Here is a 20,631-nt window from a genome sequence, read left to right on the forward strand (position 1 = left end):
AAAGTCCTTGAGTACACGAAAAGTCCCGGAGGGGCAACCTCCAGGACTTCCGTGATGTCATTAGCTTGGGGATAGGGTTTGCTTTTCAAGACATCACTTATAATAGTAGGTCATGCCGTTGGCCAGTTCCACCGTGCTCATGGAACTTACGTCTACAGAAGAAACGCTGGACCCTACGTCGTTGCTGAACACGATCATGCTGCCCGAGACGCTAGGCTTGAAGGCCGCCTTGTTCGAGCCGTAGGCCGTGCCCGCCGTGAAGGAGACGGAGTTGCAGTTCACCATGCTTTCGGTCTGGCTCCCGAAACCGAGCAGGACACCGCCCGTCACAGAAATCCCGGAATCCGTATCGATAATGCCGCCGCTCCCGTTGGTGGAGCAGGAACCGCTTGTGCTGCCACCCTGGCTTCCGGGCCTGCTGCTCATGCCGCCACCCATTCCGCCGGAACCCAGTTCCAGAATCACTACGCCGCCGCTCATCTTGACAGAGCCGTTGGCGTCCAGCACGTCCACATCGCCACCGGCGGCATAGAGGTAATGGTATCCGCCGTAGATTTCGATATAGCCTACGGAGTTGGAGGCCGCTCCACCGCCACCGGGACCACCCCACTGGGAGCCGCTTGCGGTACTGCCATCTGCAGAACCACCGGCAGCGTTCCAACCGTCGTCACTTGTGGTTACGGCAGTTTTTCCGCCCTTGGCAATAATGTACCAGCCTTCAAAACCTTCTACCGCCTTGGTCACGTTCACAATTCCGTTGTTAATCATGAGGGTAGAGTCCGCATGCACGCCGTCATCCCCGGCGGAAACGGTAGTTTCACCACCGTTGAAATACACGTTCATGTTGGAATGGATGCCGTCGTCACTTGCGGTAACGTTCACGATACCCGCGTTGATGTATATCAAGTTGTCAGAAACAATTCCCTTGCCACTGGACTTGACCGTAATCTTAGGCGTAGAGACTGAATCGGCCAGAAGTAAGTAGTTGTAAGCCTGGATACCGTCGTCACCGGCAGTAATGTTGAACTCGCCACCTGTAATGACAATCTTTCCCTTGGTATTGTCGGTCACAGAGCCCTCATCCTCACCTTCGTCACTCTTGATCCCATCACCATTTGTAGCCTTGATGGTGTAGATACCGCCCTCGATATCCACGGAGCCCTTGCCCTTGATGGCGTTGTTCTTGGCCGTCACATTCATGGTGGGCACATCCTTGATGCGCAGGTCGTTGGTGGTATGGATGCCATTGTTGTAATTGCCGGTCACCGTCAGTTTTCCGTTACCCTTGAAGGTGATGTCGTCCTTGGCATAGATGGTAGCCGAAGTGGTGTCTTCCTTGGCAGAACCGTTCTTGGTGTATTTCCAAATGGTGGTGCGGGTAGAAGCGTCGGCCAGCTTGTTTTCTGTGCCGTCCACCAGCATAAAGAACACCTTTTCGGCACTCTGCACATAGAAGGGGGCTTCGGAGGCACTTGTCAAATCCAGCCCGTTCAGGTAAAGGTAAACCAGGGCTTCTGTGCTGGCGGCCACCACCACCTGGAAATTACTGGACTTGCCGGAGAGGTAATAATTGCCGGCGCAGCTGATGGTCGCCATCTTCTTTTCGTTGTCCACGGTAACGCAGGAATTTCCGTCATTTTCAACAGAAAGGCCCGACTCGCTAAAGGTGAGTTTCAGATCGCCCTCGGCTTCCTGGTAGGTGACCGCCTCGGCCACCACCTGTTCGATAACTTCCTGGCTAGAAGTCGGATCGTAAACGTTGTCGTTCCCGGAAGTGGCGGATTTGCCCGAAGTGCTGGATTTTCCGGCTACGGTGGCGGCACAATCGCTTGCATTTGCAGTCTGGGTGCCATCGCTGCAGACATAGACCGTCGTGGTCGTAGAATCGGAAACCCCGCTGGCACATTCGTCTGCGCTGTTGGCAACACTCCCGTCGTTGCAGGTATAGGTGGTCACCTCTTCAGTTGTGGCGATTCCGTCGTCTTCTGAGGCCGAAGTGGTGGTATTGTCGCTACAGGCCGCCATCAGGGCAACCGATACGACAGAAAGTGGATAAATGAGATTCTTGATACACATTTTAAACTCCTTTTCTACAAAAATATCTAGAAAAGGAGCTTAATTGGGGCGTTTTTTCGCCTTTTTCAGAAAACTGAATTTTTTATTCGGAACTTTTTGTTCCGTTCGCAACCAATGGTTCCAGAAAATGGACGAATCTAGTCGTCCATTCCAACGAGCTGGAACTGTTCGTTGAATTTCAGTTCCAGGTCATTGGCAAGTTCCACGTCGTAACCGTACCGTTCCTTGTCCACCTTGATGACAGGAGTCGTGGCGTAGTTCGCCTTTACATAGTCGGCGATTCCCTTGGGAATAAAGCTTGCAGGCACGCCCTTCTGCTTATTCTCCACCTTGTTCCAGGTGCCGTCCTTGAAGAGCTCAATCTTGGTGCCGTCATCCAGGCGGACTTCGTACTTGGTCTTTTCGAAGAATCCGGAATCCTTTTCGGCAAAGAGGATCTTCTGGGCGGGGAACTTTTGTGCCACGAAGGTCTTGACGGCAGCGGGCAGCTGATCTACGGCAATGGGAGTGTCGTCGGCGTAGGCGGCAACCGACAGGAACAGGGCACAAACAATAGCCATAACGAACTTGTTAGCGTACGACATGATAAACTCCTTGGTTAAAGTGTTTTCTCGTTTACATCCATAATATACATCAAAAATTCAATAATGTCAAATATATAATTTTCATTATTTTAATCAAAAGTTTTTATCAATGATTAAAAAACGATTATATACTACATCCATGAAAAAAAAATACAAATTTATCTATAACAAGGAAAGAAAAATGCCCCGTCAAGCGGGGCATAAAAGGATTTACTCCTACTTTTAGCAGATTCGGTCAAGCCGAGCAGCCGTTACCCGTGAGCCGTAGGCGACTCGTATTGACGAGTCGTCGAAGGCGAACTTTGGACACTTGCGCTTTAGCGCTTAGTGTACATGGCCACCTTTAGGTGGGCGCGAGGCGATTCCGGAGATTCAGCTACAAGAATGAGCCGAGCAGCCATTACCGTGAGCCGTAGGCGACTCGTATTGACGAGTCGTCGAAGGCGAGCGCGAGGCGATTCCGGAGATTCAGCTACAAGAATGAGCCGAGCAGCCGTTACAGCGGTACGTTGCCGTGTTTCTTGCATTCCGTGGGAATGGGATTGTTGGCTTCGAGACTGTTGAAGGCCGCGATAATGCGGGCGCGGGTTTCCGTCGGGGACACCACCTCGTCGATAGAGCCCGTGCTTGCCGCAATATAGGGGTTCAGGTGCTCGTTTTCGTACTGGGCGATAAAGTCCGCACGGGCCTGCTTGGGGTCGGCGGCGGCGGCGATTTCCTTCTTGTGGATAATATCCACCGCACCTTCGGCACCCATCACCGCAATCTGGGCGATAGGCCAGGCCAGCACGTAGTCGGAGCCCAGATGCTTGGAGTCCATGGCGATGTAGGCGCCGCCGAAGGCCTTGCGCATAATAAGCGTAATCTTCGGGACGGTGGCTTCGGCATAGGCGTAGAGCAACTTGGCACCGTGACGGATGATGCCGTTGTATTCCTGCTTTTTGCCGGGCATGTACCCCGGGACGTCGGCCATGGTGAGGAGCGGAATGTTGAAGCAGTCACAGAAGCGGATAAAGCGGGCAGCCTTGTCGCTGGCGTCGATATCCAAGGTGCCTGCCAGGTACTGGGGCTGGCTGGCCACAACACCCACGGCCTTACCCTCGATGCGGGCAAAGCCTACCACCACGTTCTTCGCGAAATCGGGCTGGACTTCGAAGAAACTGTCTTCGTCCACCAGGATAGAGATGGGCTGGCGCACGTCAAAGACACGCTTTGCATTTTCGGGAACCAGGTCCTGAATCTGGGAGGAACGGTCCTTGTAGTTGAACTTGGTGACCGGGCTACGCTCGAAAGCGCTCTGGGGCAAGTATCCCAGGAGCTTGCGGACTCCGTCCAGGCAGGACTTGTCGTCGCTATAGGCGAAATGCACCACGCCGGAGGTGGCCTTGTGGACCTGGGCACCGCCAAGGTCCATGGCGGAAATCTGTTCGCCGGTAACGGCCTTTACCACGCCCGGGCCCGTGATGAACATCTGGGCGGTGTTTTCCACCATGAAGATGAAGTCGGTAATGGCCGGAGAATAGCAGGCACCGCCTGCGCAGGGGCCGAGCACCACGGAAATCTGGGGAATGAGGCCAGAGGCATGAGTGTTGCGCTTGAAAATTTCGGCATAGCCGTCGAGAGCGTGGACGCCTTCTTCGATACGGGCTCCACCGCCGTCATTGATGCAAATAAAAGGAGCGCGGGACTTGACCGCCAGATCCATGGCGTGGCAAATCTTCTGGGCATGAACGGCACCGAGGGTTCCGCCGTTCACGGTGAAATCCTGGGAACTGGCATAGACCAGACGGCCATTGATCTTGCCGTAGCCGGTCACCACGCCGTCTCCCGGAAGGCGTTTCTTTTCGGGCAGGTAGGCGGCTTCGGACTGCTGGAAAGCACCGATCTCTACGAAGGTGCCCTTGTCGAACAGGTATTCGACGCGCTCGCGGGCGGTCATCTTGCCCTGTTCGTGCTGACGGGCCACACGGGCTTCGCCGCCGGCAGCGTCGCGGACAGCGTTACGGTTTTCCAGTTCCTTGATATACTTTTGGTCCCACATGTGTTACACTTCCTTATGCGGTTAAAAAATTTTAAATCCTATCGGACCTGGATCCTTCGCCCTTGCAGGGCTCAGGATGACGCAGGTTCCCGAGATTCGGGTTTTAGGGCAGAGCCCTAGGAGAGGGGGTAGCGGATGCGGCTAGGAGATCCCCGCCTTCGCGGGGATGACAAGTCGCAGGAGCGAGGGGGATTCCTCCCCCACCCTTGGATTACTTCTTCTTGGCCTTCTTCGCAGGGGCCTTCTTTGCGGAAGCCTTGCAGAACTTCACGTAGGCGGCGAGGGTGTCGCAGAACACTTCGTCGGGGGTGTTGTCGCCGTTAATGCGGCTGATGATGGACTTGCTGTACTTGCCCAGCACCTTGGCGGTGGATTCCTTGTAGACCTTGAGGCGGTTCTTGATGACGGCTTCGTCGGCGTCGTCCTTGCGGCCTTCGATTTTCGCGCGGTTCAGGAGGCGGGCCACGATGGTCTTTTCGTCCTTGATGTCCAGCACAAAGATGTGCTTCACGTCAACCACGGATTCGATGAGCTTGACCTGGGCGACAGTGCGGGGAATGCCGTCGAGGAGGAGGGTATCCTTGTCGGGGTTCACCTTGTTGGTGTTCACCAGGCCTTCGATGAAGCGGCCGAAGATTTCCACAGTAGCTTCGTCGGGAACCAAGAGGCCCTTGCTGGAGTAAGAAGCGAGAAGCTTGCCGGATTCGCTGGAAGGAGCGATGCCGCGGAAGATGTCGCCCGTGGAGATGTGCTTGAGGGCGGTGGTAGCAGCGAGCTTTGCGCCGACGGTGCCCTTGCCGGAACCCGGTGCGCCAAAGATGAGAACTGCAGGAATTTTAGCCATTGTTGAACCTCTTGGGTTGATTGTTAAATTTCGGCCCAAAAGATAGAAAATGGCAGTGCCTGCAAGATGTTGATTTTATTACTTTCCGCTTGCTAAAGGGCAAAAAAGAAAATTCCGTGGAAAGTCCACGGATTTTCTGTTAAATGCAAGACCCGTGCCAAATTCTAGCCGGAATTCGTGCCATCTTCGGGAATCTTTTCGCAGGCGAAGGAGAGCTTCCCGTCCTTGACACCGATGGTGATGGTGGAAAAGTCCGTCATGGTCTCGAGAAGGAGGCCTTCGGCGATTTCGTCTTCCACCAGGTTCTGGATGGTGCGGCGGATGGGGCGGGCCCCCAGGGCGGAATCGTAGTTGTGGTTCACGATGAATTCCTTGGCCTCCTGGGTCACCTCCAGCAAGATTCCCCTTTCGGAGAGGTTCTTCTGCAAGAAGGAAAGCTGGATATCCACCACGGACACCAGGTCTGCCTTGGACAGCGGTCGGAACACGATCTGCTCGTCGATACGGTTCAGGAACTCCGGCGAGAAGACGCGCTTTACCTCTTCGCGGATGGCGGTTTCCATGCGCTCGTAGTCGTCGGTCTCCCCCATCTTGGTGAATCCCATGCCGGAGCTGTGCCGCACCTCGCGGGCGCCGGCGTTGCTGGTCATGATGATGATGGTGTTCTTGAAGTTGATCTTTCGGCCGTAGCTGTCGGTCAGAATACCATCGTCCAGAATCTGCAAAAGCAGGTTGTAGATGTCGGAGTGGGCCTTCTCGATTTCGTCCAGAAGCACCACGCTGTAGGGGCGCTTGCGGACCTTTTCGCTGAGCTGGCCGCCGCTTTCCTCGAAGCCCACGTATCCCGGAGGCGCTCCGATGAGGCGGCTAATACTGTGCTTTTCCATGTATTCGCTCATGTCGATACGGATCATGGAATCTTCACTACCGAAGAGGGAAAGGCTAAGCACCTTCGCAAGTTCCGTCTTGCCTACGCCGGTGGGACCCAGGAACAGGAAGCTCCCCATGGGGCGCTTGGTGTCGCGGATGCCTGCACGGGTGCGACGTATTGCCTTGACCACGGCGTCCACCGCCTGGTCCTGACCGATGACACGCTCCTTGATTTCGTCGCCCAGGTGCAAAAGTTTCTTGGCTTCTTCGCCGGCGAGGCGGCTTACGGGAATGCCCGTCATCTTGCTGATGCAGTCACGAATGGCGTTCTCGTCCACCACGGGAATGGCTTCGGATTCCTTGTCGGCAGACAGGGCGTCGCGACGTTCCATCACCTGCTTTTCCAGTTCTTCGGTCTTGTCCCTGAGGGAGGCGGCCGTCTCGAAATTCTGGTTGGCCACGGCGTCGTCCAGCTGCCGCTTGGTTTCTGCCAGTTCGTCTTCCAGGTCCTTCAGGTCCTGGGGGATGCAGATGGAATCGAGACGCACGCGAGCACCGGTTTCGTCCAGCACGTCGATGGCCTTGTCGGGCAAGAAACGTTCGCTGATGTAGCGTTCCGCCAACAGGACCGCCGCACGGACGGCGTCAGGTGTGTAACGGACCTTGTGGTGGGCTTCGTACTTGGCACGGAGCCCGTCCAGAATCAGAATAGAATCTTCGGCGTTGGGCGGGTTCACCACGATGGTCTGGAAACGGCGTTCCAGGGCCGCGTCCTTCTCGATATACTTGCGGTATTCGTCAATGGTGGTAGCACCGATGCACTGGAGCTCGCCTCGGGCCAGGGCCGGCTTGAAAATGTTGGAGGCGTCCAGGCTGCCTTCGGAGCCGCCCGCGCCTACGATGGTGTGAAGTTCGTCGATAAAGAGGATAACGGAACTGTCCACACGCTGGAGTTCCATGATAAGCCCCTTGACACGTTCCTCGAACTGGCCGCGGTACTTGGTACCCGCCACCATGGCGGCAACGTCCAAAGTCACCACCCGCTTGTTCATGAGGAGTTCGGGAATCTTCTTCTGCACAATCTTCTGGGCCAGGCCCTCCACAATGGCGGTCTTGCCTACGCCAGGCTCGCCGATAAGGGCGGGATTGTTCTTCTTGCGGCGGCAGAGGATCTGGATAAGCCGTTCGATTTCCTGCTCGCGGCCGATGATGGGGTCCAGCTTGCCTTGGCGGGCCAGGGCCGTCAGGTCACGGCCGAAATGGTCCAGGATTGGCGTCTTGGACTTGGAGCCGGGACGCCCCTGAGGGCCGCCCTGTCTCGGGCTAGAAATGGGTTCGTCGGGCTGGTCGTCGGCACTGCCCCGCTTGAGCTGGTCCAGGGCCTGCTGAAAGCTCTCAAAGGTCACGTTATAGGTGGAAAGGGTGGCCGCCGCCGGAGAATCGCTCTGCTGCAGGATAGCAAGCATCAAGTGTTCGGGACCGATATACTGGTCGCCTTCTTCTTTTGCAATCTTTGCGGCGTTGAACATGACCGCCTTGGTGCGGGCGGTAAAGGCCAAAAGGCCTCCGCGGTTATCGCCGCCGATGGTCATGAGGCCGCCATCGTTGGTGAGGGCCCGCTGGACAACCTCCCCCAGTTCCGCAAGGTTCACCTTCAGTGCCTTCAGGGTCTCGGAGGCATAGCCAGAATCTTCGCGGACAAGCCCCAAAAGAAGGTGTTCCACCGTAATGCTGTCGCTTCCCAGGTTACGGGCCGCCATACGGGCCGCCTGGAGGACCGCCTTTGCCTTTGCAGAAAAAATACCGTTATTCTCAGACATATACTTTCACCTAATTCTCATTCTACAAGAAATTACTAAAAATAAGCCAGAACTGGCCAGGAAACTCTAATTTCAAGCGCCCTGAATAATGCCGCCGTGCATCACGACCCTGCGTTTGGCGAAACTCGCCAATTTTTCGTCGTGGGTCACGATGAGGAAGGCCTGATTGAACTTTTCGTTCAGTTCGCCAATCAGCTCGTTGAGCATCTGGGAATTGGCCTCGTCCAGGTTGCCGCTGGGTTCGTCGGCCAGCACCAAATCCGGATGGTTCATGAGGGCACGGGCGATGGCCACCCGCTGGCGCTCGCCACCGCTCAATTCACGCGGCAGATGCTTGAGGCGGTCCTTGAGACCCACCGTCTCCAAAAGCATGGCGGCACGCTCCTTGCATTCCGCCTCGGAAGTTCCCAAGATGCGGCCCGGAACGCAGACGTTTTCGATGGCCGTAAATTCACTGAGCAGATGGTGGAACTGGAACACGAACCCTACCTGTACCCGGTGGTACATGTCCCGCTCCTGGCTGCTGAACTTGGAAAGGGGCTTGCCCTTGAAAAGGATTTCACCGGAAGTGGGCGTGTCCAGCATGCCCACCAGGTTCAGGAAGGTGGACTTGCCCGACCCCGAAGAACCGGTGAGAGCCACCAGCTCCCCCGCTTCCATGGAAAAGTTTACACCCTTGAGAATTTCGAGTTCTTCACCCGTCTCGGAGAACACCCGCCGGAGGTCGACTGTCTGTAACAAACTACTCATGTCTAATCGCTCCCACGGGGTCAAGCCTGCTTGCCTTCCAGGCGGGCAAAATCGTCGCCAGAACGCAGAGGGCAATGCCTATTACAAAAATCAAGACCACATCTATCAGGTGCACCGAAATCGGGAAGTAGGGAATTACGTAAACGTCGCCAGGGAGCTTGATAAAGTGGTAAGCCTCTTGCAGTTTGCAAAGCACAATGCCGATGGTGCCGCCCACGATGGTGCCGCCCACGCCAATGAAACTGCCCATGAGCATGAACACCCGCATGATTCCAGCCTTGCTGAGGCCCATGCTGCGGAGGATACCGATTTCCTTGGTCTTGTCGATGACCACCATGATGAGGGAACTGATGATATTGAATGCCGCCACCAAGATAATGAGGCAAATCACCGCCGCCACGATGAACTTTTCGTAGTTCATCCACTTGAGGAGGGTAATGTTCTTGGTTTTCCAGTCGATAACGTAGTAAGGGTATGTCAGCCACTCCGAAACCTTGTCGATGGCCTCCCCTGCCTTCCAGTGGTCCGTGATGCGGAACTGGATGCCCGTCACCGCATCTCCCATGGCGAGGAGTTTCTGGAGTTCGGGAATTCCCACATAGGCCAGGTTTCCGTCGTATTCGTAGGTGCCGGTCTCGAAAATGCCGCTGACCACGCACATCATCATCTTGGGGCCGCCGGCGGTCATCATCTCGTCCGGGCTCTGGAAAGTCTGGAGCACCAGCTTGTCGCCCACCACCACACGGAGGCGGTTGGCCAGACCCGACCCGAGAATCACTCCCGGACGGCGGGTACCGCCCATGTCTTCCAGGCTATCGACGGAGTAGGTTCCCCACTTGATGTACTTGTGGATGTCGGTGACATTCTTCGCCGTTTCCGGGTCGATACCGTAAATCACGATACCGTCATTCACCTTCTTGGAGCTGATTCCCACCTTGTAGATGATAAAGGGAGAGGCGGCTACCACAGAAGAATCCCGAGTCTTGACTTCGTTGATAAGGCTATCGTAGGCGGTAACGGGCTCACCGTTGTAGGCCATCAGTTCAAAGTGGGCGTCCTTCCCGATCATCTGAGCTGTGACTTCTTCTTCGAAACCGTTCACCGCAGCGAGGGCCACCACCAGCGCAAACACGCCGATACTCACCCCCAGCATACTGAAAATGCCGATAAGCGATACAAACAGGCTCTTCCGTTGAGCCCCCAGGTAACGCCAGGCGATGAGCCATTCCAACTTATTCATGGATTAGCAGGTTTCCGGTTTCATTAAGGGGAACAGCTGCACGTCGCGGATGGTCTGCTGGTTGGTGAGGAGCATGACCATGCGGTCGATGCCGAAGCCAACGCCGCCCGTAGGAGGCAGGCCAGATTCGATAGCGTGCATGAAGTTTTCATCCATCGGGTGCGTTTCACCTTCGCCACCGCGGCCGCGGCGCACCTGGTCTTCCAGGAGCTCACGCTGACGGATGGGGTCGTTCAGTTCGGTATAGGCGTTGCCCAGTTCCCATCCGTTAGCGTAGGGCTCGAACTGTTCGATAAGCCCTTCGATGGTGCGGTGCTTCTTGCAAAGCGGGGTGCTTTCGGTGGGCATGTCCTTGATGAAGGTCGGCTGAATGAGCTTGTCTTCCACGGTAAGCTCGAACAGTTCGAGGATTCCGCGGCCGCGGCTGAATTCGCCGTCCAGGTGGCCGCCCAGTTCTTCCATCTTGGCCTTGATTTCGTCGTCGCTCATGTCATTGACTTTGAGGCCGCCGAACTTTTCGATGGCTTCAATCATGCTGTAGCGGGGCCACGGGGCCTTAAAATCGATAACCTTCCCCTGGTAGTCAATCTTGGTGGTGCCGTTGGCCGCAATGCAGGCGCGTTCGTAGATGTTTTCGAAGTGGACCATCATGTCGTTGTAGTCGGCGTAGGCTTCGTAGAATTCGAGGCCGGTGAATTCCGGGCTGTGGGTACGGTCCATGCCTTCGTTGCGGAAGTTCTTGCTGAACTCGAACACCTTTTCCATACCGCCCACGATGCAGCGCTTCAGGTAAAGTTCCGGAGCCACCCGCAGGTAGAGCGTCATGTCGCAAGCGTTGTGGTGCGTGGTGAACGGACGGGCGTTTGCGCCGCCGTAAATCGGCTGGAGCGTCGGAGTTTCGACTTCAATGAATCCCTTTTCAATGAGGTATTCGCGGATAGCCTGCAGAATCTTGAAACGCTTGATGAACACGTCCTTCACATCATCGTTCAGGGCCATGTCGATGTAACGCTGACGGTAGCGGGTATCCACGTCGGCAAACTCGTTGAACACCACCTTGTTGCCGTTCTCGTCCACCTTTTCCTTAGCCACCGGAAGCGGGCGCACAGCCTTACTGAGCATGGTCACCTTCTTCACGTGCACGGAGTATTCGCCCGTCTGGGTTTCGAACATGAAACCGTTTACGCCGATAAAGTCACCCAGGTCGGTCATCTTGACGATTTCGTAGTTCTCCTCGCCCACTTCGTCGCGGGCCACCACCACCTGCAAGCGGCCATAGCGATCCTTCAGGTGCATAAAGCACATCTTTCCCTTACGGTTGAAGCGAACCACGCGGCCAGCAAAAGCAACTTCTTCACCAGACGCCATCAGGGCAGCCTTGTTTTCTTTCAAAACCTTGGAATCGTGCGTACGGTTGAACTTGTGCGGATAAGCCTCCACACCCATTTCCTTGAACTTCGCAAGCTTCGCGAGGCGAGCCTGCACCTGGTCATTCATGTCTTGCATTGCCATAATAGGATCCTTTAAATTTTTACGGCGAAAATTTAGAAATTTCATCTCTACGTCATGCCCGATTCAGTCGGGCATCTCCCTTTTATTAGGGTATAAACCCTTCAAAAATAGAAGATTCCCGCCTTCGCGGAAACAACAGTTTAAGGGGAAATTAAATCTTGAAACAGTAGGCTTCGTGGGTGCCGACCTTGACGCAAGGCGGGACTTCAGCCGTTAGGCAAGGCCTGTCACACAATTCACAGCGGTCCGCAAAGCGGCAGCCCTGTACAAAATCCCTGGCATGGGGCACTTGGCCCGGAATAGAGCGCAGGGTTCCAAGATCTTCGTGGCTCTCGGGAATGGCCGAGAGGAGCCCTCGGGTATAGGGGTGCATAGGCGAAGAGATAACCTCGTTAGTGGCCCCTATCTCAACAACACGGCCGGCATACATCACAGCCATTCGTTCTGCATACTGAGAAACAATTCCCATGTTGTGGGTAATCAGGAGCACTGCAGTCCCCGTAGTTTTGGCCAAGTCCTTCAGTACCGCAAGAACCTGTGCCTGGACGGTCACATCCAGGGCCGTAGTAGGTTCGTCGGCGATAATCAGCTTGGGTTTCGGGAGTAGCGCCATCACAATGCAGATACGCTGGAGCATGCCGCCCGAAAGCTCGTGAGGGTATGAATCCAGCACGCGGTCAATGTCCTTGAAGCCCGCTAGAGTAAGCATGTCCCGGATTTCGGACATGGGATCGGTGCACTTCCTTTCGCAGAACTTGAACACTTCCAGGAGCTGTTTCTTGATAGTCAGTACCGGATTCAAGGCCTGCATGGGCTCCTGAAAAATACAGGATATTTCGGAACCGCGAACCCGCTGCATCTCCTTCAGGGAAATTTTAGTCAGGTCAACCGTTTCACCGCCATCACGACGCAACAGCACAGAACCTCCGACCACCTTCGCCGAAGGTGTGGGCAAGAGCCGCAAAATGGCCATGGCGGTAACACTCTTGCCGCAACCGGACTCCCCCACCAAAGCAAAAAATTCACCGTCGTCAATATAAAAGCTGATCCGGTCTGTCACCTGGACGGGTTTTGCCGCCGGTTCACCATTCTTGTGATGGCCGAATGCGACGGATAAATCTTTTACTTCAAGCACCCGCTCATTCATACCGGTCTCCTGATTTAGGATCTTTATGAGACTCCGCAATCGACTCAATGAAAAAAACACTCCTGTAGTCGATTGCTCCGCGCTTCCACGGCTCGTTAATACGAGCCGTTTTCGCTTGGCATGGATCCTTCAGTCGATTCTCATTATTCATACCGGTCTCCCGACTTCGGATCCATAGCATCCCGGACGCCCTCGCCAACAAATGTGGTGAGCAACAGCGTAATGAAAAGTGCAGCGACGGTGCTTACAGATATCCACGGCGCATAAAGGTTGTTCAGCCCCTGGCTCATGAGTTCGCCCCAGCTGGGCGTAGGCGGTTGCAGCCCAAAGCCCAAAAAATCAAGGGATGTCAGGCTCCCGATACCGCCAATCAAGGTAAAGGGGAAAAGCGTCACCACAGGGGTCAATGCGTTTGGCAGAATTTCCTTGAAAAAGATATGCCTGTGCCCAAGGCCCAAGACCTTTGCCGACTGCACATAGGTCATATTGCGGAGCTTCAGAAATTCGCCGCGCATGTAATAGCTTAATGAAATCCAGTTGAAAGCCGCCATAATCACAATCAACAACCAGAAACTGCGGCCATAAATGCTCCCGATCAAAATCACAATGTAGAGCATGGGGAGCGACGACCAGATTTCGATTATGCGCTGCATTCCCGTATCCCAGAACTTGCCCAGATACCCCTGGATACCGCCGATGACAATGCCGAGGAAAGTCCCAAGAATAGTGAGAAACAGACTGAACGAAATACAAATACGGAATCCGTGAATCAGGCGGGCAAGCACATCGCGACCGTTACTGTCGGTACCAAGCCAATGGCGAGAACTGGGGGCAAATGGCGGAGCGCCTTCTTCAGTCAAGTCCGCCTTCAAAGGATCGTGGGCAATGGGCGGCATCAGGGCCCACATCTCGGGACAGCCACCAGCCTTTGTATAGCCTTCCGCCGATTCTTCTTCGCATTCACGAACGTCGGCAAAAAGCTTGCCGTAATCCGCTTCGGTCTGGTAGTCGCCGCCAAATTCCTGTTCGCTGTAACGCACAAAGGCCGGAAAATAGCTCTTGCCGTTATACTTCAGGTACAGCGGTTCGTCGTTTACCGTCCAGGGGCTTGTCAGCGAAAGAAGGTAGGCCACCACCAGCACCACCAGCGACACGAAGGCCCGCTTGTTCCTGTAAAAGCGGAGCAGGCGGTTCTTGGTCTCTGTGGTAATACGGATGTGCATGACAAGGGATAATATAATTTTTATTGCAGGAAGAAAAGGAGAAGCCCGCACAAGGCGGGCATGACAATCGGGGGTTGGCAGTCAAGACGGTTTAAGACTGGCTGCTCAAACTCGGCCGCCGAATTCGAATCCGGCGTCTTCGATAGCCTTTTTCAGGGCAGACTCGTCCACATCGTGCTCGTCGTGCCATTCCACACGGAGTTCCTTGCGGGCCACGTCGGCGACAGCGGATTCCACACCGTCTAATAGCCGGGCTGCCTTCTCCACACAGGCCTTGCAGTGGCTACAACTCATGCCCAAAACCCGATAAACGCACTCGACGGGTTCCTCGTGTTCATCACCATCGCAATGACCGCATCCGCAATCGCAGTGGTCGTGCTCATCGCAACCGCACTCATGCTCGTGCCCGCATTCGCAACAACCGCCATGGCAACCACACCCCTTGTGGGCAAACTTCGCATAAATCATGAGCGCCGCCAAAAGCATCGCGCAGGCGTAATCGAATACGCCCAGGGCCCCATGCCCGTGGCATTCCGCGGAGCCATGGGGCAACATGGAAGCCAGGAACGTATCCATAAAGAACGTATCTACGATAACCCCAAAGAACAGCGCTCCAAACGCGATGGAGGCCAGGTATGCAAAAAGGGTACGCCTGCCGAAGGCCTTTCCCACCACCAGCATACTGGCTATACTTGTGGCAGGCCCCGCCATCAACAGCACCAGGGCAGCCCCCGGGGTAATGCCTTTAGCCACTAGCGCCAAGGCCAGCGGAATGGAACCCGTGGCACAGGTGTACATGGGCATGGCAAGCACCAACACCACCAGCATGCAAAGCAGCGGGTATTCGTGCAAGAACAAGAAAAAGTCGTCGGGCACAAAGGCCGCAATCAACGCCCCCAGCAACAGGCCAATAACCAGCCACTTGCTCACGTCCCCAATCATGTTCACAAAGCCGTATTCAAAAGTCCCTTTGACCTTTTGCGCAAAAGGCGCCTTTTCATGATGGTCAGGAGCTTCGTGCCCGCAAGAGCAACGGCCCTCTTCACAGTCGCAATGCCCATGACCGTGGTGTTCATGCTCAAGAGATTCTCCGACGACCGCAACACCTGTTTCCGGCTCATTTTTGGTCACCAAATTCGTGAACACACCGCCAAGCATAGCCGTCACAAAGGCTGCTATGGGGCGTAGCACCGCAAAAGGCCCGCCTAAAAGCGAATAGGTCGCCAAAATGGAATCCACGCCCGTAGCCGGAGTCGAAATCAAGAAACTAACGCTAGCCCCCTTGCTGGCCCCTTCCCGCCGAAGTGCGATAGAAGTCGGGATAACGCCGCAACTGCATATAGGAAGCGGCACACCGAACAGGGCCGACCAAAGCACCGACTTGAAATTCGGCTTGGAAATTTTCGGCACGTACAGGTGGTTCGGCACCCACACATGGAGGATTCCCGCCAGCAGAAAGCCCAGCAGTAAAAACGGAGCCATCTCTGAAAAAAGCGTTACAAATTGCCAAAAGAACCTCTCGACTATTTCGACAAAGTCAGGCATTTTACACTCCCTTCTTGTGCATAATGTGTGCAAGGCCCGTATTGAAAATCAGGCCGATATGTTCGTCATCCAGGGCGTAGAAAACGGTGCGCCCTACCCTACGGGGTTTCACAAGACCTGCCGTTCTCAGGATCCGGAGCTGATGGCTTACCGCCGACTGCCCCAGTTGCAGTTTTTCCGCTATCTCGTTTACCGAAATCTCCCCCGAAAGGAGAATCTCGATAATGCGGATACGGGTGGTATCCCCAAAAAACTTGAAGAATTCGGACAGCTCAAAAAGGGTATCCAATGAAAGCGGTTTGTCATTATATGAACAATCATTCATATTTTCATATATAGAAACATTCATCTGTTTTGGCAAGGTACCCACCCGCTTTGTGATTTCCATCACGTTCTCAACAGCCTTTATGGACAATTTATCCATGCAAATTGGCGTTTTTTTTCATTTTAGGGCAATTTATAAAGGTATTTTTGGATAAAATGATTGAGTTTTCTGACACACAGGACTACCGCGACTTCCTGAAGGAGTATTACGACCGCAGGAAGGCGGAGATGCCTTTGTATAGTTACCGCATGATGGGCGACAAGCTGGGACTAGATTCCAGCTACCTTTATCGCGTGCTCCAGAAAAAACAGCACCTCCCCGCCCATGCCCTCCCCGCCGCCAAGGACATTCTCGCCCTTTCTGGCAGGCAGGCGGAGTATTTTGAGTTACTTTATTCTGCAGCCGTCACCAAAGACAAGAACAAACGGGAAGAGCTGATGGCCAAGGCCCTCTCCCTCCGTGACGTACACCTCCATAGCCTGCAACAGGCCGAATTGAAACTTTTGGAAAACTGGTGGATTCCTGCCGTGCGCGCCTACCTGGAACTGAACGGCGGTACGGTAAACCTGAAGCAAATCGCCAAGGACATTTGCCCGCCTATTACCGAAGAACAGGCCAAAGAGGCCATCGACACCCTGCTAGAAGTTGGGCTTGTCAAGAAAATGGCCTCCGGTAAACTGGCCCTGACCGACGCCCACCTGACCGTCGGCGGCCCAGAAAAGAAAATCGCCGTCCGCAAGTTCCAGCGTCAGATTCTAGGACTTGCTGCAGATTCTCTGGAAAACACCCCCGTCGAAGAACGGAATATTTCCACCTTGACCCTTTCCGTAGATCAGGCCTGCTTCGACGACTTGGGGGACATGCTCAAGGAATTCCGCCGTCTTGTTCAAAAAAGGGTGGATGGAGCCAAAAATCCCGACAGGGTAATGCAACTTTCTATGGCATTTTTCCCTGTAGCCCACAAAAACAAATAAAATAAAGTATATTAAGGGTTACAGGACGAAGATGATTTGGGTAAAATACATAGGATTTTCTGCACTGGCAATGCTAGTCGCTTGTTCCAACAATAACGACGTTGCTGGCTCTTCTCTTGAGACTGAAAACTCCATAGCCTTCCATGTAAAATTGGCCAATGGGGAGAACGCCTCCAAGGCGTACGTCATCATCCATGATTCAAAGTACTTCGCAGACGATGCTGATCTGAATTCTACCCAGCATCCTCAGACCGGCGAAAACGGAATTTTGGAATTGGATTCCCTGCCCAGAGGCAATTACATCGTAGAAGTTCGCGGTCTCCAAGATGAGCAGGAACAAAAGGGAGCTACCACTTTCGAAATCACTCAAGTCGATAATGACTCCGGCAAGGTAGTGACTGTACAAACAGACATTCCCGCATCTTTTGAAGGCAAGGCCTACACGGACAAATACCCCGCCTGGGTCATGATTCGCGGTCTGGAATACAAGGTTCCCGTAGACTCCCAGGGCAATTTTTCCTTCGAGTCACTCCCCGAAGGCTTGTTCGAATTCGTGCTAGTCCACTCGCAAACCAATAGCTCGGGGGCCACCGTTTCCCAGATTCTTACAGAGGAAGAATTTTGCGTAGGCTGCGGTGGTTCTGGATCTGTAGCCTTGGTCGACAAAACGGCTCCCCCAAAAGATACCGTTTCTAAAGACACCGTAGCCGCGGATACCGCCGACACGGACACAATTCCTACGGACACGCTTATACACTTTATGTTCGATGATTTTGAAAACGCCCTTGAGAATGGAGAAATCAAGGATTGGTACACCGCTTTCTCAAAATACGCTAGCGGAAGCCTCGAAATCACCGACACCTTAAGCGACCGCAAAGGCCATGTGGCCCATTTCATGTGTCAAAACGACTCCCTATACAACTGGACCCTGATGGGACGTTACTTGGGTGGTGCCGTCGACATGAGTGAGCTAGACTCCATTGTTTTCTGGGCAAAGGGAACTGTCGAGAACTACGTTTCCTTCTCCTTCGACATTATTGAATCCGACACCACCGCCGATATCCAGAGTGGTAAATCCTGGATGCATATCCCCCTTACCGAGGAATGGACCCGTTACACGGTAACCCCGTCGAACCTTCTTTCCGTAGACAGCAACAATACCGGCGGAAATATCGGCTGGGATGCTGTCAAGGACAAGGTTACCAACCTCTCTATCTTTGGCGGAAAAGGCGGAGAATTCTGGATTGACGACATCGAAGTTTTCGGTCTAGAAAGCTTCACGCCGAAGACTTCGTCCGTTAAAAATTAGATACACTAATATTGATAATTTGTCCACGGGAAATGTCGCTTCTGGCGGCATTTTTTGCTTTTAAGAGCCTAGATTTAGTGTTGGGAAAAAAGATTTTCAAGGAGACACCATGGGTGTAAAAAATCTCGCCAACACATCGATTTCTACGCTGTTCACTATCGCCGGGCTAACTTCATTTGCCTTGGCGGACAACCCCATTTCCAGTTACCATTACCTGGCAGACCCAGCCGCTACTGCCGACGATGAATATTTCTATATCATCACCGATTCCGACGACCCAGCTCCATATAACGCAACAGGCTACTCCATTAAAGCTCTCTACGCCTTTCGCAGTAAAGATATGAAGAATTGGACCGACTTCGGCATTATTTATGATGCCAGGGAAGTCGAAGGAATCGGAGATATCTGGGCGTCGGGAATTGCGGTAGATAATAAAGGTAAATTCCACATTGTATTTCCTGATGGAGGCGGGTCAGGTATCGGACTTATTGAATCTGATCATATCGAAGGACCATATAAGAATCCTGTTGCAGGAGGAAAAAAACTCATCAACAACTGGGGCGGTGGCATAGCCGATTGCGATGGACTAGACTGGTGCTTTGACCCTGCGATTTTTATCGATGACGATGGAACGGCTTACTTTACCGTTGGTGGCGGAGGAGTTCCAAACGACAAGAATCCAAATCCAAAACGTCCAGCAATAGATAACGGTAGCGACAACTTTAACATCTACAAGTTCAACTCCGAAATCAACAGTTTCGATGTAAGTACAAAAACCCATCTGCCAATTGGTGGGCCTGCCACTATGGAGGCGTCGTATATCCATAAATACAAGGGCAATTACTACCTCTCTTATAGTACGCGGGATTTGCGCATTGCCTATGGCATGTCCAGTAGTCCTATGGGTCCATACACCTATAAAGGAATATTTATGGGCAACCCAAGTATTAACGGGCAAAACATCAATTCATACAATAACAACCATCACGGTATTGCAGAATTCAAAGGCCATTGGTATGTTGTTTATCATGACCGTCGCATCGCAAATGGATACGACGGACTTGAAAAAATTCCGGCCGAAGACGGCAAAGCAAATCCAGACCCCGCTTACCACCGTAGTGTGAGTGTAGATGAATTCTTCTATAACGGTGACGGAACAATGAAAGAATTGACTTTTACCAAGGAAGGTCCAAAACAACTTGAAAATTTTGACCCCTACGATTGGTATCCGGCTCTCACCAGTTCCAAGCAGAAAGGAATTCGCAGCCGTTCCAACTTCGTTCTAGGCAAGGCCGCCGAGACATTCCTGCTTCCGCTTTCTACCAAGGAATCCTGGATTCGTGTTTCTGGCGTTGACTTCGGAACTGCCGCGACGGGATTCACGGTAGAGGCGGCAAGCATTGCCGATGGCAACAAGATTGAAATCCGTACAGGTTCTGCTACAGGAACCCTGGCTGGCACCTGCACGCTCCAGAAAACCGCAAACAAGCATACATTTGTTGAAAATTCTTGCGAAGTATCTGGGCTTAAAGGCATCGTAGAACAACTCTTCTTGGTGTTCAAGGGCAATCAGGATTCTACCATGGCCATCAAGGCCTGGGGCTTTGAAGGTAGCGGCACCACACCGCCCGAACCACAAAAACCATTCAAGGGAACGGCCATAGAGATTCCCGGAAAAATCGAGATGGAAGATTTCGACATTCCTGGAACGGGACGTGGCGCTGGGCTGGATTCATACTCAGACAACGATTCCGAAGATCATGGAGCCGAAAGCAACGATGGCGTAAGTTACCGCGAAGGTACCGGCGTAGATATCTACAAAAAAGCAACCGGATACATTGTCGGTTACAACCAAGCCGGAGAATGGCTGGAATATACCGTAAACATTAAAGAGGCTGGTGATTACACCATGTTTGCCGCAGTGGCATCGGCCAACAACACATCCAGTTTCAAATTATCCATCGACGGCAACGACATTACCGAAGAAATTGCAGTTCCGCAAGCAACTTCCGGAGAAGAAAACTACGACGATTACAATAAGGTTTCCACAAACGTGACACTTCCGGCGGGCGAACACATCCTTCGCTTTACCGTGACCGGAGACTGGATGGACATTGACTACATCAATTTCGAGGCCGGCAAGGACGCCGAAGATTCAAAGCCTATCGGCTATGTTGACGCCTTGCACAGCACTGGAAAAATAAACTATTCGCAGGCAACCCATTTCGATGTATTCAGCATAAACGGTAAGAAAGTTGCGTCATTTACAGCCCACAGTTTTGCGGAAGCAACAAAACTTTGGCAAGACGGTCTTGTAAAGGGTTCCGAAAACAGTATCGGCATTTGCCTCATCCGTAACCGTAGTAACGGC

The 20,631-nt window shown here is 53.4% G+C and carries 15 protein-coding genes; 3 read left to right on the forward strand and 12 right to left on the reverse strand.

What is annotated here, in order from left to right; genetic code table 11:
* Nucleotides 1–93: 93 nt before the first annotated feature.
* The 12 genes from IKB43_02865 to IKB43_02920 form a co-directional block, all read right to left on the reverse strand.
* Complete coding sequence (locus tag IKB43_02865) at nucleotides 94–2,025, reverse strand: carbohydrate-binding domain-containing protein (protein ID MBR2469084.1); 1,932 nt, start codon at nucleotides 2,023–2,025, stop codon at nucleotides 94–96.
* Nucleotides 2,026–2,213: 188 nt separating this feature from the next.
* Complete coding sequence (locus IKB43_02870) at nucleotides 2,214–2,660, reverse strand: PepSY-like domain-containing protein (protein MBR2469085.1); 447 nt, start codon at nucleotides 2,658–2,660, stop codon at nucleotides 2,214–2,216.
* 496 nt (nucleotides 2,661–3,156) lie between these two features.
* The gene (locus IKB43_02875) at nucleotides 3,157–4,701 is read right to left on the reverse strand and encodes an acyl-CoA carboxylase subunit beta (GenBank protein MBR2469086.1); all 1,545 of its coding nucleotides are present in this window, start codon (nucleotides 4,699–4,701) and stop codon (nucleotides 3,157–3,159) included.
* Between the two features lie 211 nt (nucleotides 4,702–4,912).
* Nucleotides 4,913–5,545 carry a nucleoside monophosphate kinase gene (locus IKB43_02880; protein MBR2469087.1) on the reverse strand — a complete coding sequence of 211 codons (633 nt, stop codon included), beginning with the start codon at nucleotides 5,543–5,545 and terminating at the stop codon, nucleotides 4,913–4,915.
* Between the two features lie 164 nt (nucleotides 5,546–5,709).
* Nucleotides 5,710–8,235, reverse strand: coding sequence for an ATP-dependent Clp protease ATP-binding subunit (locus IKB43_02885; protein MBR2469088.1), 2,526 nt, complete (start codon nucleotides 8,233–8,235; stop codon nucleotides 5,710–5,712).
* Nucleotides 8,236–8,307: 72 nt separating this feature from the next.
* On the reverse strand, nucleotides 8,308–8,985 hold the full coding sequence (locus tag IKB43_02890; GenBank protein ID MBR2469089.1) for an ABC transporter ATP-binding protein: 678 nt from the start codon (nucleotides 8,983–8,985) through the stop codon (nucleotides 8,308–8,310).
* Nucleotides 8,978–10,225: an FtsX-like permease family protein gene (locus tag IKB43_02895; protein MBR2469090.1), complete on the reverse strand. Its 1,248-nt coding sequence runs from the start codon at nucleotides 10,223–10,225 to the stop codon at nucleotides 8,978–8,980. Before IKB43_02895 ends, IKB43_02890 begins: the two co-directional genes overlap by 8 nt.
* Nucleotides 10,226–10,228: 3 nt before the next feature.
* The gene (gene lysS, locus IKB43_02900; protein MBR2469091.1) at nucleotides 10,229–11,737 is read right to left on the reverse strand and encodes a lysine--tRNA ligase; all 1,509 of its coding nucleotides are present in this window, start codon (nucleotides 11,735–11,737) and stop codon (nucleotides 10,229–10,231) included.
* A gap of 151 nt (nucleotides 11,738–11,888) precedes the next feature.
* A complete protein-coding gene (locus tag IKB43_02905; protein MBR2469092.1) occupies nucleotides 11,889–12,884 on the reverse strand; it encodes an ABC transporter ATP-binding protein in 996 nt (331 codons plus the stop codon).
* 143 nt (nucleotides 12,885–13,027) lie between these two features.
* Complete coding sequence (locus IKB43_02910) at nucleotides 13,028–14,107, reverse strand: ABC transporter permease subunit (GenBank protein MBR2469093.1); 1,080 nt, start codon at nucleotides 14,105–14,107, stop codon at nucleotides 13,028–13,030.
* Nucleotides 14,108–14,212: 105 nt separating this feature from the next.
* Complete coding sequence (locus IKB43_02915; protein MBR2469094.1) at nucleotides 14,213–15,634, reverse strand: SO_0444 family Cu/Zn efflux transporter; 1,422 nt, start codon at nucleotides 15,632–15,634, stop codon at nucleotides 14,213–14,215.
* Nucleotides 15,635–15,653: 19 nt separating this feature from the next.
* Nucleotides 15,654–15,977: a winged helix-turn-helix transcriptional regulator gene (locus IKB43_02920; protein ID MBR2469095.1), complete on the reverse strand. Its 324-nt coding sequence runs from the start codon at nucleotides 15,975–15,977 to the stop codon at nucleotides 15,654–15,656.
* A 155-nt stretch (nucleotides 15,978–16,132) separates the two neighbouring features.
* Between IKB43_02920 and IKB43_02925 the strand changes: the two genes are divergently transcribed.
* The 3 genes from IKB43_02925 to IKB43_02935 form a co-directional block, all read left to right on the forward strand.
* Entirely contained in the window at nucleotides 16,133–16,951 is an 819-nt protein-coding gene (locus IKB43_02925; protein MBR2469096.1) for a DUF4423 domain-containing protein, read from the forward strand.
* Nucleotides 16,952–17,021: 70 nt separating this feature from the next.
* Nucleotides 17,022–18,260 (forward strand): hypothetical protein, encoded by a 1,239-nt coding sequence (locus IKB43_02930; GenBank protein ID MBR2469097.1) that lies wholly within the window; start codon nucleotides 17,022–17,024, stop codon nucleotides 18,258–18,260.
* A 109-nt stretch (nucleotides 18,261–18,369) separates the two neighbouring features.
* The coding region (locus IKB43_02935; protein ID MBR2469098.1) for a carbohydrate-binding protein at nucleotides 18,370–20,631 on the forward strand (2,262 nt) is incomplete at its 3' end.

The organism is Fibrobacter sp. (assembly GCA_017503015.1).
In the GTDB taxonomy this organism is placed as follows: domain Bacteria; phylum Fibrobacterota; class Fibrobacteria; order Fibrobacterales; family Fibrobacteraceae; genus Fibrobacter.